Here is a 15491-nt window from a genome sequence, read left to right as displayed (position 1 = left end):
CCTGAGAGACTGGGTATCCGGTGCCATTGAAGCTCCCTAGCCTATCCCGAGTACTTCAACCAAAACGGTCTTTATTAGAAATCCCAGCAATCCAAGCCCCAGAGCGAGGAACAGAATAAATGTTCCAAATCTACCAGCCTTGGAGTCTTTTGCCAGGTTCCAAACAATAAACACCATAAATAGAATTAGTGCACCGATTCCCAACCACAGGGAATACTCTTCAAACTGCTCAAATGTCATGCGTGCATTCGCTTAAAAAATTGGCGCGCATTGTACAGTGCTTAAGGGCAACTGGTAAGTCATTGGCAAAATCTAGTCGACCACAGTACCATTTGGTAAAACTATAAATTCAAGCACCCTGATAGTAGTCGCCATCCTCTGAAGCGTGAGTGCCGCAACGAAGCCTGCGAACCTCTTTATCCCGGTAGCGGCTGTCATGCCAGCATCTAGGAAGTGGCTCACCAGAGAGGAAGCATAAGTCAGTTTTATCGAAGACTTCTGGGTCCTGAATCTCTTCACCCCACAAATAACGGCCTACCACAGTCAGCTCGTAGGGATTCGAAAGTGTGACAATATCAGCCACTTCTACCAAATGCTTGGTGGATATGTCTTTAAAAAGCATAGTGGCACCTTTTTCCTCATTACTAATCCAGTATAGGGCTAAAGATGACATTTCCGCCTAAAACCGCCCTCCTTCTGTGAGGGTGCACACGATTGGGAGCGCCGATGACAGAGTGCGCTAAAGAGGTGGTTACCGGGGAGAAGCAGGCTCGAGTTCTATATTCGAGCCTGTCAGTAGGGAGGTTACTAGCCTTCGATCGTCAATCGAGCGGAGACCATACCTTCATCCGCAAGGGCATCCAGATTAATCGTGCGAACAGCCATTTTCTCCTGCATTAGGCGATTCAACCAGGGTTGCAAATCCTGGTAACGGACTTCTTCAATCCACAATCGGATGCGGTTTTCACCCTCAGGCTCAAAGCGCTTAATCACAATCTGGTTTTGTTTGGCCGCACCAGTAACGCGCTGCAAAAGAGTACCTGAAGCACCACCAGCACCACCACCTGCGGGCTTTATTCGCTCCAGCGTCGGGCGCTGGCCCTCCATCCAGTTAACCAGCTCACGATTTTCTTCCGCTCGCAAGCGGGACTCATCAAAGAAGCCCTTTGCCGGGGAGTACAGGCCATAAACAATAAAAATTACGGCTCCGAATATACTCAGCAGACCCAAGGCTCTCTGGTCATTGGGCGGAAGTGCCTGCCATTTTTGGCGCCACTGTTCGATCTGTTCTTTCATTATATTGCTACCACCAATCTCTTCTTACGCCTGGCTGCTTTATGTAAACCGCTGGCTCTAACGTAAGCGAATACGGCCTGAAACGCCTTTTTTCAACTCGTTCGCACCTAACAGGTCCGCCTTGATCCCACCGCCAGATAGCTTGCTGACAAATGCATCGAGATCAGACAGGTTTTCTGCCTGAAGCTGCAACACCATTTCTCCACGCTGGCCATCAAAACGAAGGGACTGTAATTTTAATGCGCCCCCTTTGTGAGCAATCCAGACTTTGCTCAACTGCTGCATCTGGGTAGAGAAAGCACCACCCTGATTACCCGCGCCTTTCAGGAAACCTTCAAGCTGTCGGCGCATCTGGGCAGACGGTCGAGTATTCGGGAACAATTCCGTAAACATCGCCCGGGCCTGCTCTTCAGACTGGTTGCCCTTCCACTGATAAAAAGCACCGGCACCAACGAAAAACAGTAGCTGGATAACAAAACAAGCGGCAGCAACTTTAGCCGGGCGCATCCACCAAACCGCAGCGCTCTTATTACTCGATAACTGGTAATCTCCAGTTAGCAAGTTTGTTAGCAGTCCCAACTTGAACCGCTCAATAAAGACTTCTTCCGCTGAGCGCTGGTTCAACTGTAAGCCATCGCCAAACTGGGATTCCAACTCAGCAATCAGCAGCCCATCCTGCTCGCCAGCTCCCAGCAGTACTACCTGTTTGTTATCGATCGGCTCGCCGCTTTCAGAATCGTCTTCGCTTTCAGATTCATCACCTTCATCAACTAATAGCGAACCAAGAAGAGGTTGTAAAAAATCGCGATTAACAGTTAGACCCTGCCCAGCACCTTTCCAGATATGCGCTTGGCCACCATCCAGCCACAGGCGAATGTCACCTTCGATCAAGCTAAGTAATTCATACTCCGGCACTACAGCAGCCAGCGGCCACTGGAGCCGCTCCAACTGGGAGTGAAGCGCTTCTATTTTTTCAACATCAATGGCGTATACGCTGCAGAGATCACCGGTGCGGGGTCTGCAGGCAAAGTGTAAGTCCTCGACATCCTGGGCCAAATGCTCCTCAACCATGTAACCAATGGCACTTGCCTGGCGACGAGCTGCCTTAGGTATAGTTTCGAGGCCGCTCCATACCCAGTTACCAGGCACCATCAGTAGCGCTTTGGCTCCCTCAGGGAGGTTGAGCTGAGGGAATTCAGGCTGCTCTTCGACAACTTCAAATTCGGGATTAAATGCCTGAGCAAATTCTGAATCCAAGGCTACTTGTTGCCAATTACCCTCTTGCCACTGATGCAAGCGCAGAGTCAGGTCAGCAGTTTCGCTCAGCCGCAGCAGAACCAGAGACGACTGAGGAGGCGCTGTAGGGGCTTCAATCTCGTTAATGCTTTTCTTTTTAAACATACAATTTCTAACTATTCGCTCTCTTCAGTGCTTTCGTACTCGAGCAACTCCTGCATCATTTGACCAGAAAAGGCCCGGCGCTGGCGCTGGCGCACCCGAACCTTGCCATCTGTACTATTCCGAACCAGGGCGGACTCCCAATACTGCCTGTATTCGCCATCGCTTCCGAGTTGGACAGCAATTCGCGCCAGAAAGTGCTGGCTTTGAAAAGTAAAAGGCCCCGAGTTAGCGATTTCATAATCTGCATATTCACTCGAGTCACTGATATAACCGCCCGACTCGCGAAGTTGCACCAATTTGGAAACACTTGCGGAAGGCTCAATCGCCTCGATCAACTCCTCAGAAGCCGTGTTGATATTCACCAGGGTTCCTGTCTCCGGGAGGGCACAAAGGAAAGGCACAAGTTTCTCCCAGTCCTCTAATTCCATATCTACTACCGATGACAACTCAGTAATATCAGTGATCATCATGTCCGGTGTTCTGTGGGCAAGTTCCCTTCCCAGGTAGCCGTCATCCTCTGTCCCCGAGGTTCGCGGGGTATCGCCATCGTCCACCCAATCTGCAATTGACTTGGCCAGGTCAGACTTGCCGGTAACATTATTCACCAGGCGCTGGAAGATCTCGAATTGATCACTATCGCTGCTATCAGACAAATTATTCACGTTAAAACATGAGTGTAAGTCTTTGATATTCATGCGAATTTTGCCATTATCAGGATTGAACTGCAGAACTGGGAATGCCCAGGCCTCTAAGGCATGGTCTGCGGTTTCCTCCTCTTCCTGGTCTTCCTCGAAATCTTCCAACAGCGCTACCCGTGTCCAGGCCTCAGCCGCTTCAACAAACTCTGCCAACTGTGTGTTGGCCAACAGTGCACCGCTGCGGGAAATCGCAATCTGATCGCGCAAGATAGCGTGGGATACCGCCGCGATGGCAATCACCATCACCAGCAGTACAACAATCAGAGCCACCCCTTTTTGACGAGCCAGCGACCTCGGCATTTTTCTACCTTTCATCGCCTAACGCCCGTCATCATCATCGTCGTCAGCAGAGGAACTGTCTTCCGCTGCCAGTATCTGGAAGACACGACGGACCTCCCCGTACTGCCGGGTGACAATAACAAATTCAATAGCTTGCGGAAGCCGTATATCCGCTTCTGTTTGGGAACCGTCCGAGCTGATCGGTGGCCACTGGGCAACCCAGGCATCAGTGTCTGGGTCCAGGTATTGAAGACTTAAACTTTCGACTCCCATTAGCAGAGGCTCGGCGATGGGCGCAGAATCGGGAGACCGATCCAAGACCTGCCAGCGACTGCGCAGTAATAACCCACCTATATCGTCCTCGCCCCCCCGGCCAGTGCCGGTGGTCAGGGAGTCGATCTCAAGATCCTCGGCGTATCCGATGCTATAACTCAAACGCAATAGCTCGCCCCGAGGTTCCCCGGTGAGATTTGCCGCACCAAGGCGCGTAAATTCCAACTCATCTTCATCACCACGTAACGCATGCTCATAACCGCTGTAGGCATTCTTAACAGCGCGGGCAGTTACCTGGCGAAAATCATTGTCTATACGGTACATCGCCATAGAAAAGCGACGTAGCTGCTCGGCCCTCTGGTCCACCATCTCTTCCGTGTCAAAAAAGAGTCCCAACAGCGAAAAGGAACCGACACTGATAATGGCGACAAGAACTAAAACTATGAGGACTTCAATGAGGGTAAAGCCCGACTGGCTGGAAAGGCGCAAAGACATATCAGTTACTCCTCAGCAGCCCAAGCATCCAGGGTCAGAGTTGGGTACTCAGCATCCAGGTGGCCTACTTCAATAATGATATGGCGCAAGCGCTCATTACTGGTGGCCTCCACTCGGGCACTAACCTCCCACTCCCTTTGCCCCAAGACCACCTGATCTGTTTGTTCCCCTAAAGGAGGCCAAGGAGTTTGCACGCGGACTTGGGAGAGCACTTGTTGGGCAACCCAGTTTGCCGAGAGACGATCCTCCATCACCCGCTGCTGGCCAACACTGCGCTGCATTGCCTTCAGAACACTGGCGGCAATAACCCCAAAAATAACCAGGGCTATCAAGACTTCTACCAATGTAAAACCGCGCTGGGCTCTCTTAAAATTCATCGGCCTGCCACTCTAGCTGCAATCCGTTCAGGCTGGTGTAAGAAATAGTCGCACCTCGAACGTCGTCGCCATTCTCAACAAGGTACATGGCAACTTCTACGGGAAGTACCTCTCCACTGGAGAGAGCAACAAATTGCGGAACGACTCGATCTTCATTGGTCTCTTCTGCAAATTCCGTGGATTCTGTCGACGGCAGCTCCGCCTCAGTTATCACTTCAAGGCGAACGATTTCCGGCAATTCATGGGTGGCAAAACGCGCAGCACGCCTCCCCGACGCAACCGAATCTATCGGCAACCAGGTCATTGTTTCTTGCTCAAAATGCACCACGCTATAAGTGCCCTGTTCAAAAACAACGCCGTAATGCATTTTGTCAATCAGGGCTCGATCCGCAACCAACTGCAAAAGGGCCGACAAGCGCTGGGCTTCTTTTTGCCACACGCGCCCGCCGGAATTCCCCATCGATAGAGTCGCCATGCCAGCCAGAGAGGCGATGATGACAATCACTACCAACAGTTCGATCAGCGTAAAGCCACGGCTTCGACCAATGCTATACATCAAGTGCAAATTTCAGGTGTTACAGGTCAGTAACGTAGATATCAGCAGCTTCGCCCTCACCGCCCGCTTTGCCATCGGCACCGAGGGTGAATAGGTCGTAGGCACCGGCACTGCCTGGGCTGATGTACTGATATTCATAGCCCCAGGGATCTTTTGGCGCTTTCTTCAGATAGGGCTCAGTCCAGTTCTTCGCTTCGGGGAAGCCGGATGGGCGGGATACCAGTGCCATCAGGCCCTGATCAGAGCTGGGGTAGACAAAGTTATCCATGCGATAAAGGTCTAATGCAGTCTCGATAGCTTTAAGGTCAACCCTGGCCGCTTTCATTCGAGCTTCGCCGGTCTTGCCAAGAACATTAGGTACAACCAGTGCACCAAGCACCCCGAGAATTACGATCACCACCATAATTTCAATCAGGGTAAAGCCACCACTTTTACGTAGGGTTTTCATTTTTCTCTCCTAGTTCACTCTAACTCTGGGAACCCCAAGGGTCACGATACCCTTCGTGACCCCAATTATTTAAAAGTCACCAAATCAGTAAATTACACGATTCCCCAGACTAAAGCAGCAACATGCCCAGCAAAACTGCCGCTCCCAGCCCAACAAGAATCTTCGACGCCTCTAGCAGTGTAAAGCCGGCGCTGTTGCGCAAGGATTTCATACCAACCTCCTAAAGCAGCTACGCAATTTCTCTTTGACCTACATCTAATTTGAGCATTAAACAACCAATTCGTTCATGCTCAGAATCGGCATCATAATAGCCATAACGATGAACAACACGATGGCAGCCATTATCAGCAGCATCAGAGGTTCAAAGATGCTCACAAAGGCAGTTACCGCACCCTGCAAATCCTGCTCTTGCGAATCCGCCGCACGCTGAAGCATTTCATCGAGAGTGCCCGAAGATTCACCACTTGCGATCATATAGATCATCATCGGTGGGAAATAGCCTACATCTTCCAGGGCTTTACGAAGGCTCCCGCCCTCGCGCACGCTCTTTTGAGCCGCATCGAGTCGGTCTTTAAGGAAGGTATTGGTCATTACCCCACCGGCGATACCCATGGCTTGAACCAGCGGCACACTGCTGCCCGTAAGAATCGCCAGGGTCCCTACATAGCGAGCACTCTGTGTCCCTCGCATCATCCAGCCAATAATTGGCAGCTCCAGCAAACGGTGGTGGAAACGATACCGAATTGCCGGGCGCCGCAGCATCATCACAGCGCCAAAAATGAGCGCCCCAAGTGCCGGCGGCACCAGCCAGCCCCAGGCAGAAATAAAATCGCTCATGGAGACCAGGATGCGGGTAGCCAGCGGCAAAACCTGCCCGGTGCCGGTAAATACCTCGATAACATCAGGTACCACGTACACCATCAAACCGGTTACAACCAATACACAGATAAATACCAAAACAACTGGGTAGATCAGAGCCAGCTGCACCTTCTGCCGAAATTGCTGCTGCCCTTCCGTATAGTCACCAAGGCGATCCAGCACCGCATCCAAATGACCAGAGTGCTCCCCTGCTTCAACCGTAGCGCGATAGAGTTTGGGGAATGCCCGTGGAAAACTGCTCAGGGCCAAGGCGAAACTGTGCCCTTCAAGAATTTTGCCCCGAACAGCCAATACCACGCGTTTGATTTTTTGGTTGCGTGTCTGATTGGCAATGGCTCCAAGGGTTTCTTCCAGGGGAATACCCGCTCGAAGCAAAGTGGACATCTGCCGAGTTAGCAGGGCCAGGTTTTTAACACTCAGCCCAGGGCTACCAGATAGAAAGCTGGCACCGCCCTTCTCTTCTTTCTCGGTGGCTGCACTGACTTCCAGAGGCACCATACCTTTGGCGCGCAGCTGCTGCCGCGCAGCGCGCGCGCTATCCGCCTCGAGCGTACCGCGGCTCTTGCGGCCGGATGCTGCCAGCGCTGTATACTCAAAAGCTGCCACAATCAGGACTCCTGCGTAACTCGTAGTACTTCCTCAAGGGAGGTCCTACCCGCCAGTACTTTCTCTACGCCATCGTCACGGATGCTGGGGCCAAGCTTGCGGGCTTCAGCAACCAACTTGCTCTCTGAAGCGCGATCGTGGATCAATTGGCGCATCACTTCGTTGAGCGGTACCAATTCATAGATACCGATACGACCGACATAGCCACTGTGATTACACTCTTCACAGCCATTAGGCCGATAGATGATGGCTTCCTCATCGGGCCCGACGCCCAAAACCTCCCGCTCGCTGCTGTCAGCCACATGAGGTTGCTTGCATTCAGGACACAGAACTCGCACCAGACGCTGGGCAAGAACACCAATCACGCTTGACGACAGCAGGAAGGGCTCAATTCCCATATCCACCAGACGGGTTACCGAACCCAAAGCTGTGTTGGTGTGCAGGGTTGAGAGCACCAAGTGTCCGGTCAAACTCGCCTGGATTGCAATCTGCATAGTCTCCAGGTCTCGAATCTCACCGACCATCACTACATCCGGGTCCTGACGCAGGATCGCGCGAAGCCCCCGGGCGAAAGTCATATCAGCTTTGGTATTTACCTGAGTCTGCCCAACCCCTTCCAGGTTGTATTCCACCGGGTCCTCGACCGTCAGAATGTTCTTCTCACGGTTATTGATACTACCGAGGCCAGCATACAAGGTGGTGGTTTTACCGGAGCCCGTTGGTCCGGTCACCAGGATAATGCCGTGGGGATGTCCCAACAGGTCTGTCATCACGCGCAAGTCGCGATCTGCCATCCCCAGCTTACTCAGGTCCATTTTGCCCGCTTGCTTATCCAGCAAACGCATTACCACCCGCTCACCCGCCGATGACGGCATGGTGGAGACACGTACATCTACCTCTCGGCCAGCCATCAAAAGGGAGATCCGGCCATCTTGAGGCACGCGTTTCTCGGCGATATCCAGTTTTGCCATTACTTTAATACGGGATACCAGTAATGGAGCCAGAGCTCGCCGGGGTTGCAGTACTTCACGAAGTACACCATCGACCCGGAAGCGCACGACGAGGCGCTTCTCAAAGGTTTCAATATGAATATCCGAGGCGCCCTGCTTGAGCGACTCGGCAAAAATTGCGTTGATCAATTTGACGATAGGTGCATCGTCTTCCTGTTCCAACAAGTCCTCAGTCTCAGGCAGCGAATCGGCGACCGCTGCAAGATCCAGGTCTTCACCCAGGCCCTCGACTTCGGAGAGGTTGCCACCCTCCCTGTTTTCATACAGACGCTGCAAAGCACCCTGGAAAACATCTTCCTCTACAGCCTCCAAAGATACAGCCGCACCACTGATGCGCTGTACTTCGGCAACCGCTGATGGACTCAGCGGCGCCACATATTGGCAGAGGGGTTTGCCTTCCTGCTCGGTTAACAGAACCTTGTGACGCTTTGCGAAAGCGTAAGGAAGGCGGCGAATTGTTGGAGTCCCTGTTCCTGTTTCAGCCGTCATTTAGCTTCTTCTACCTCCAACACCTCAACCTCAACATCCACGTCTTCTTCGACTGATTCAATGGCAGCACCATCTATAGAACCATCTACTGGCGCAGGGCTCTCGTTGTAGGTGCCTGTTGGCGGCATCAGGTCAGGTAGTACATCACCGCGGTGCCAATCCCAGATCAGGCTGGTGCGGTCTTTCAGGAATATTTGCTTCTGCTGCATATCCATGTAGCGCTTGCGCGTCTCCTCATAGCCAGCAACCTGACTGCTGAGGATTCTGGGACGCAGGAACACCATCAGATTAGTTTTGCTAACACTCTTCTCAGTGTTTCTGAACAGGCGACCAATGCCGGGAATATCACCGAGGAGAGGCACTTTGGACACGGTTTCATTCACCTGATCCTCCATCAAACCACCCAGTACCAGGATCGCGCCATCATCGATCAATACTTTTGTGCGGATCTCACGCTTGCTGGTAACGATATCGGACGCACCTTCCGCTGCAGCCGTAGCAGAAGACAAAACGTTTTCAACCTTTTGCTCGATCTCGAGAGTTACCGAATTGTTGTTATTCACACGGGGAATCACTTTAAGAGTGGTACCCACATCCTCACGCTGGATGGTGGTAAACGGATCATCGTTACTACCAGACAGCAACTGTTCACCGGTAATAAAAGGTACGTTCTGGCCCACCAAAATCTCAGCTTCTTCATTATCCAAAGCCATAATTGTTGGTGTAGAAAGGATATTGGTATTGCTCTCTGACGCTACGGCATTAATCGCAGCACGGATATCACCGCCACTGAGGTAGCCCAGGTGCAATGCCCCAGCTCCCACCAAATCAGTCACAGGAAGTGAAAATGGGTTGGGTTCCCCATCGGAATCCGTACCTAACTGGTTATTCCAACCGGCAACAGCATTACTGCCGGAACCAGCAATCCAACTAATACCCAGTTCGCTACCTGTACCTTCAACTACCTCTACAATAATTGCCTCAATCAAAACCTGCGCTCTGCGCACGTCCAACCTGGCAATAACACCTTTCATAGTTTCAAGGAGAGCTGGAGGAGCAGTTAACACCAGTGCGTTGAGCGATTCGTTAACTTGAATGCTGACTTCAATATTCGCAGCTTGCTGGTCTTTCTCTGTGTTCTGGATACTACCGCTCATACCCTCGAGGATAGGCTTCAGATCTGCTGCATTGGCATACTGGATATAAACAACTGCGGTGTTACCTTCGCCATCCAGCGGTGCATCGAGACGACCTATTACCGTCTTAATCTGCTGGCGGGTAACAGGGTCTCCGGTCAGGAGAATACTATTGGAGCGTTCATCCACAGAAATACGCAGCGGTTGCACTTCCTTACCCGCTTTGCCTCCACTCGATTGAAGTAGATCGGTAAGAACTTGCTTTACTTCCTTCGCAGAAGCAAACATCAACGGCACCACTTCAATATCAATAGCGCCGGCGCGGTCAAGTTGCTTCACCAGGCGAATAATCTGGTCAATATTCGCAGCGCGGTCAGCAATTATCAGAGTGTTGGTATCAGCATAAGCAGCCAAGTGCCCAGTTTGCGGAATCAGCGGGCGCAACATAGCAATCAGCTGTGAAGCGGAAATATTCTCAACCCTTATAGTGCGAACAACCAAGGATTCCGCGGGAGCTCGAGTGGCCTCATCTGCGACAGGTATCGCCTGCTGCTTGGCCAGCGCATCGGGAACCACTTTCCAGGTTCCGCCCTGTTCCACCAAACTAAAGCCATTGACTTGAAGCACCGACATAAACACATCAAAGGCTTCATTGTGAGTCATTGGGTCACCGGCAACTACGGTAACCTTACCCTTAACATTCGGGTGGACAATAATATTTTTGCCAGTGAAATCAGCAGCCCAATTGATCAGATCACGAATGTCTGCATTGTCGAGAGAAAGGGTAACCCGCTCCGGGCCCTGAGCCAGCGTTGCAGTACAAACAAAAAAACTCAATCCGACCGCAAGCAGCCGTCGATAAAACATCTTCATCATTATTTATCTGGCTCTAGTAAATGTTCAAAAAATCAAAACAATCTAGGTAGATAGTTTTTATTTAGGCTCACGCTGAGCACGACGCTCGCGGGCCAATTCACGCAGCTGCTCCATTCTCTCCCGAATGTTCTGCTGGTTCTCATCTCTTTGAGCAGTTCTTCTGGAGGAGCTGGAACTTGACGTTCTCTGTCTGGAACTGCTGACGCCTCTCAATGGTACGTTTGGCCTTCCGTCCACTTCTGGGTATGTCAGTTTTTCCATCCTGCCATTACGACGAAGAACCACATGGTCAACCTCAACAGAATAAAGTTCGGCGCCACCCGGAAGCCGATCACCGACATACAAACGCTTGGAGGGTTTACCTTTCTCCGACACCAGGGCACTGGCTTTGGTTTTATTGGAGCTGTCAAAAACACCGGATAAAACAATATTCAGCTGGGTCAGAGGAATATTTTCGAGGTCGACTTCAGGGACTTCTGTAGCCTTTTTAGGTTCAGCACGTCCAAAGAACGGCGTGCTGGGAAGACTGGCAGCGCTGGGGGGAGGAGCACCTCTCGGGCTTTTACGCTCCGCGAGCAGGGATTCCTGAGGATCGCTTGGGACCAATAGGGAGCCATAGGCAAACAAATTGCCAGACAACCACAACAGGCCAATAGCTGACGCCGCCATAGTGCCACGGGAGAGACCTTTGCTCGACTCGCCCTGGGCAAACTTATTGCCAATTGAGCCAACGGCTCGCGCTAGAGGGGACATGAACATACCCACATACAAGTTCAACTTTCTGAGGTTATTGGTTTTTGACGCCTATTTTCTTGCCTCAGCCCGGGAAAGGCAACGCTCTTTCAAGTTAAACGCCGCAAACCCTCATTTCGTCCCTTAAATTGCACACTAGTTCCGCAGGTTGTCACCAAAAAACGAAAAAAGGCGGCATGACGCCGCCTTTTTCAATGCCCGCTAGTATAGCAATCGGGCATTACAGCTTTGTTTCAAGCTCTGGTACAGCTTCAAACAGGTCAGCTACCAGACCGTAGTCAGCAACAGAGAAGATCGGTGCTTCTTCGTCTTTATTGATGGCTACGATAACTTTGGAGTCTTTCATACCTGCCAAATGCTGGATTGCGCCAGAGATACCAACGGCAATATACAGGTCTGGAGCAACAATCTTACCAGTTTGACCAACCTGCATATCGTTGGGTACGAAACCTGCGTCCACGGCTGCACGGGAGGCACCTACAGCAGCGCCCAGCTTGTCAGCCAGCTTGTACAGCATTTCGAAGTTTTCGCCGTTCTGCATACCGCGGCCACCAGAAATAACTACGCTCGCAGCGGTCAGTTCAGGACGATCGGATACAGCCAACTCTTCGCCGACAAAAGAGGAAACACCAGCGTCATCCGCGATATCTACAGACTCAACCGCTGCACTTCCACCTTCAGCCGCCACGGCGTCAAAGGCAGTGGTACGTACAGAGATTACCTTGATGGCATCGGAGCTCTGTACAGTGGCAATGACGTTACCCGCATAAATCGGGCGTTTGAAAGTATCTGCACTTTCAACAGCAACGATGTCGGAAATCGGCTGTACATCCAGCAGCGCAGCAGCGCGTGGCAGCATGTTCTTGCCGGTAGTAGTGGCTGGAGCCAGGATATGACCGTAGTCTTTACCCAAGTCCGCTACCAGCTTGGCAACGTTCTCAGCCAACTGGTGCTCGTAAGCGGCATTATCTGCCAGCAGTACCTTGGAAACGCCTTCAGCTTTAGCAGCAGCCTCCGCTACAGGGCCGCAGCCAGATCCAGCAACCAATACAGCAACATCACCACCAATAGCCTTGGCAGCAGCGATGGTGTTGAGCGTAGCGCCCTTCAGTTCGGCGTTGTCGTGTTCAGCAATAACCAGAATGCTCATCAGATTACCTTCGCCTCGTTTTTCAGTTTCTCTACCAGTTCAGCAACGTCAGCAACCTTAATGCCTGCTTGACGCTCAGCCGGCGGCTCAACTTTCAGGGTTTTGGTGCGGGGAGTAATATCAACGCCCAGCTCATCCGGGGTCGTGGTATCGAGAGGCTTACGCTTTGCCTTCATGATGTTAGGCAGGGAGGCGTAACGCGGCTCATTCAGGCGCAGGTCAGTAGTAACAATGGCAGGCAGTTTCAGTTCAACAGTCTGCAGGCCGCCGTCAATTTCACGAGTTACCTTAACAGCGTCGCCTTCTACGGCAACTTCAGAGGCGAAGGTACCCTGCCCCATGCCAGTCAAAGCACCCAGCATCTGGCCGGTCTGGTTGTTATCACCATCGATGGACTGCTTGCCCAGAATTACCATTTGAGGCTCTTCTTTCTCAACAATCGCTTTCAGGCATTTGGCTACTGCCAGAGGCTGCAGCTCAGCATCGGTCTCAACCAGGATACCGCGGTCGGCACCCAGGGCCAGTGCAGTGCGGATTTGCTCTTGGCATTGCTTGGAGCCCATGGAAACGGCGACTATCTCGCTGACAACGCCTTTTTCCTTCAAGCGCACCGCCTCTTCTACTGCGATTTCGCAGAAGGGGTTGATAGACATTTTGACGTTGGCTGTATCAACGTCAGAGCCGTCCGCCTTGGGGCGAACCTTGACGTTGTAGTCAACAACGCGTTTCACAGCTACAAGAACTTTCATGGAAATCCCGTCTCAAATATGCTTTTTAACAGCCGCGACTGATAATTCACGTCGCGAACGGATACGGTGTTCTGGTCAAACAAGTGTTTGAACGGCGTGTATGGTGGCGGTTCTATAGCGCAAAATCAATAGTCAAATGGAAGTCCCTCCTGCCATTCACAAAATCTATTTCCGGGAATAAGAACCGCCTATCCACCCCCAGTAAGCCGTTGAAATACAGCGCATTTGCCATAGCAAATGAATAGTCATGCAATTGGTAGGGTTGATTAAACGCCTATATAATCCGCCAGCAATATAAATGATAAGGCCGGATTGGCCGCAAAAAAGTTGAATACAACTGCTGAGGAGAGTGCCGTGGAACGCGAATCAATGGAATACGATGTAGTGATCGTGGGTGCCGGCCCCGCTGGATTGGCCGCGGCCTGTCGTATTCGTCAGCTCAATGAAGACGTCTCTGTGTGTGTCGTGGAGAAAGGCTCAGAAGTAGGAGCTCACATCCTATCCGGTGCTGTATTTGAGCCCACAGCCCTGAATGAACTCTTCCCCGACTGGAAAGAACGTGGAGCCCCCCTCAATACTGAGGTAAAAGGCGACGACATCTACGTCCTGCGCAGCGAAGAGAACTCTATAAAAGTCCCCAACATGTTTGTGCCCAGCACCATGCACAACGAGGGCAACTACATTATCAGTCTCGGCAACCTGTGCCGTTGGCTGGCAGAACAAGCCGAAAGCCTGGGAGTGGAAATCTTCCCTGGCTTCGCCGCTGCCGAAATTTTGTACAACGAAGATGGCTCTGTAAAAGGTATCGCTACTGGCGATATGGGCATCGGCATGAACGGAGAGCAGAAAGACTCTTACATGCCGGGCATGGAGCTGCATGCCAAATACACTCTCTTCGCTGAAGGTTGTCGCGGTCACCTGGGCAAGCAGCTGATCGAACGCTTTAAGCTAGACGAAGATGCCGACCCACAACACTACGGCATCGGTATTAAAGAGATTTGGAAAGTCCCTGCGGACAAACACCAGCAAGGCCTGGTTGTTCACACTGCTGGCTGGCCGCTGGAACAAAGCTCCACCCACGGTGGCGGCTTCCTTTACCACCTCGAAGACAACCAGGTTGTTGTCGGCTTGATTACTGACCTCGCCTATAGCAACCCCCATGTGAGTCCATTTGACGAGTTCCAGCGCTATAAACACCATCCGGTAATCAAGCAGTACCTGGAAGGTGGCGAGCGCGTCGCCTACGGTGCCCGCGCCATAGTAAAAGGTGGCCTTCAATCCCAGCCGAAAATGACTTTCCCTGGCGGCCTGCTGATCGGTGATAACGCCGGCACCCTGAACTTTGCCAAGATCAAGGGCAATCACACCGCGATGAAATCCGGCATGATCGCGGCTGAGTCTGTAGTTGAAGCCCTCGCCGCTGAGCGCAATAGCGAAGAGCTGACCGACTACACCACCAAGTATCGCGATAGCTGGGCCTGGAAAGAGCTGCACATGCAGCGCAACTTCGGCCCTGCCCAGCACAAATGGGGCAACATTCTGGGATCTGCCTATGCATTTGTGGATATCAATATCTTTAAAGGCAAGCTTCCCTGGACCCTGCGCGACACCAAGGCTGATCACGCCCAGCTCAAGCCTGCTGCTGACTGCGCAAAGATTGACTATCCGAAGCCCGACGGCGTACTCAGTTTTGACAAGCTATCTTCCGTGTTTATTTCCAATACTAACCATGAAGAAGACCAGCCTTGCCACCTGACCCTGAAGGACCCAGAAGTTCCGCTGAGTCACAACCTGCCGATTTACGATGAACCCGCGCAGCGCTACTGCCCTGCCGGTGTTTATGAGGTTATTGAAGACACCAACGGTAAGCGCTTCCAGATCAACGCTCAAAACTGCGTACACTGTAAGACCTGTGACATTAAGGACCCAACCCAAAATATTGTCTGGGTAACCCCTGAAGGTGCCGGCGGCCCCAATTATCCAAATATGTAATTGGGTCTACACATAAAAAATGGCGCCG

General features: G+C 51.9%; 16 protein-coding genes. 1 reads left to right on the top strand and 15 read right to left on the bottom strand.

Going from position 1 to position 15491, the window contains the following annotated elements; translation table 11 throughout:
• Positions 1 to 36 precede the first annotated feature (36 nt).
• From ACJJI4_RS08490 to ACJJI4_RS08420, 15 genes are all read right to left on the bottom strand, one after another.
• Entirely contained in the window at positions 37 to 240 is a 204-nt protein-coding gene (locus ACJJI4_RS08490) for a DUF2788 domain-containing protein (protein WP_282932717.1), read from the bottom strand.
• A 109-nt stretch (positions 241 to 349) separates the two neighbouring features.
• The gene (locus tag ACJJI4_RS08485) at positions 350 to 622 is read right to left on the bottom strand and encodes an acetyltransferase (protein ID WP_282932716.1); all 273 of its coding nucleotides are present in this window, start codon (positions 620 to 622) and stop codon (positions 350 to 352) included.
• A 185-nt stretch (positions 623 to 807) separates the two neighbouring features.
• Positions 808 to 1296, bottom strand: a complete 489-nt coding sequence (locus ACJJI4_RS08480) for a type II secretion system protein M (protein WP_413665700.1) — start codon at positions 1294 to 1296, stop codon at positions 808 to 810.
• Between the two features lie 57 nt (positions 1297 to 1353).
• Positions 1354 to 2697, bottom strand: a complete 1344-nt coding sequence (gene gspL, locus ACJJI4_RS08475) for a type II secretion system protein GspL (protein ID WP_444927725.1) — start codon at positions 2695 to 2697, stop codon at positions 1354 to 1356.
• An 11-nt stretch (positions 2698 to 2708) separates the two neighbouring features.
• A complete protein-coding gene (gene gspK, locus ACJJI4_RS08470; RefSeq protein ID WP_444927724.1) occupies positions 2709 to 3710 on the bottom strand; it encodes a type II secretion system minor pseudopilin GspK in 1002 nt (333 codons plus the stop codon).
• Between the two features lie 3 nt (positions 3711 to 3713).
• The gene (locus ACJJI4_RS08465; RefSeq protein ID WP_444927723.1) at positions 3714 to 4442 is read right to left on the bottom strand and encodes a type II secretion system protein GspJ; all 729 of its coding nucleotides are present in this window, start codon (positions 4440 to 4442) and stop codon (positions 3714 to 3716) included.
• 5 nt (positions 4443 to 4447) lie between these two features.
• Positions 4448 to 4819 (bottom strand): type II secretion system minor pseudopilin GspI, encoded by a 372-nt coding sequence (gene gspI, locus ACJJI4_RS08460; RefSeq protein ID WP_444897205.1) that lies wholly within the window; start codon positions 4817 to 4819, stop codon positions 4448 to 4450.
• On the bottom strand, positions 4809 to 5375 hold the full coding sequence (gene gspH / locus ACJJI4_RS08455) for a type II secretion system minor pseudopilin GspH (RefSeq protein ID WP_413665863.1): 567 nt from the start codon (positions 5373 to 5375) through the stop codon (positions 4809 to 4811). The genes gspI and gspH overlap by 11 nt, the downstream gene beginning before the upstream one ends.
• A gap of 19 nt (positions 5376 to 5394) precedes the next feature.
• Positions 5395 to 5823: a type II secretion system major pseudopilin GspG gene (gene gspG / locus ACJJI4_RS08450; RefSeq protein ID WP_282932708.1), complete on the bottom strand. Its 429-nt coding sequence runs from the start codon at positions 5821 to 5823 to the stop codon at positions 5395 to 5397.
• A gap of 267 nt (positions 5824 to 6090) precedes the next feature.
• A complete protein-coding gene (gene gspF / locus ACJJI4_RS08445) occupies positions 6091 to 7308 on the bottom strand; it encodes a type II secretion system inner membrane protein GspF (RefSeq protein ID WP_413665695.1) in 1218 nt (405 codons plus the stop codon).
• 2 nt (positions 7309 to 7310) lie between these two features.
• Positions 7311 to 8807, bottom strand: a complete 1497-nt coding sequence (gene gspE, locus ACJJI4_RS08440; RefSeq protein ID WP_444905344.1) for a type II secretion system ATPase GspE — start codon at positions 8805 to 8807, stop codon at positions 7311 to 7313.
• Positions 8804 to 10819: a type II secretion system secretin GspD gene (gene gspD / locus ACJJI4_RS08435; RefSeq protein WP_444897203.1), complete on the bottom strand. Its 2016-nt coding sequence runs from the start codon at positions 10817 to 10819 to the stop codon at positions 8804 to 8806. The genes gspE and gspD overlap by 4 nt, the downstream gene beginning before the upstream one ends.
• A 57-nt stretch (positions 10820 to 10876) precedes the next feature.
• Entirely contained in the window at positions 10877 to 11572 is a 696-nt protein-coding gene (locus tag ACJJI4_RS08430; protein WP_413665692.1) for a type II secretion system protein N, read from the bottom strand.
• 220 nt (positions 11573 to 11792) lie between these two features.
• Positions 11793 to 12722 carry an electron transfer flavoprotein subunit alpha/FixB family protein gene (locus ACJJI4_RS08425; protein ID WP_413665691.1) on the bottom strand — a complete coding sequence of 310 codons (930 nt, stop codon included), beginning with the start codon at positions 12720 to 12722 and terminating at the stop codon, positions 11793 to 11795.
• Complete coding sequence (locus ACJJI4_RS08420; RefSeq protein WP_282932702.1) at positions 12722 to 13471, bottom strand: electron transfer flavoprotein subunit beta/FixA family protein; 750 nt, start codon at positions 13469 to 13471, stop codon at positions 12722 to 12724. Before ACJJI4_RS08420 ends, ACJJI4_RS08425 begins: the two co-directional genes overlap by 1 nt.
• Positions 13472 to 13825: 354 nt before the next feature.
• Here ACJJI4_RS08420 and ACJJI4_RS08415 point away from each other — a divergent pair, with 354 nt between their 5' ends.
• On the top strand, positions 13826 to 15463 hold the full coding sequence (locus ACJJI4_RS08415; protein ID WP_413665690.1) for an electron transfer flavoprotein-ubiquinone oxidoreductase: 1638 nt from the start codon (positions 13826 to 13828) through the stop codon (positions 15461 to 15463).
• Positions 15464 to 15491: the final 28 nt, after the last annotated feature.

It is taken from the genome of Microbulbifer maximicatervae (SeqCode) (assembly GCF_052467305.1).
The sequence above is the reverse complement of the archived record's forward strand: the minus strand, read 5'-3'. Positions and strand labels throughout refer to the sequence as shown.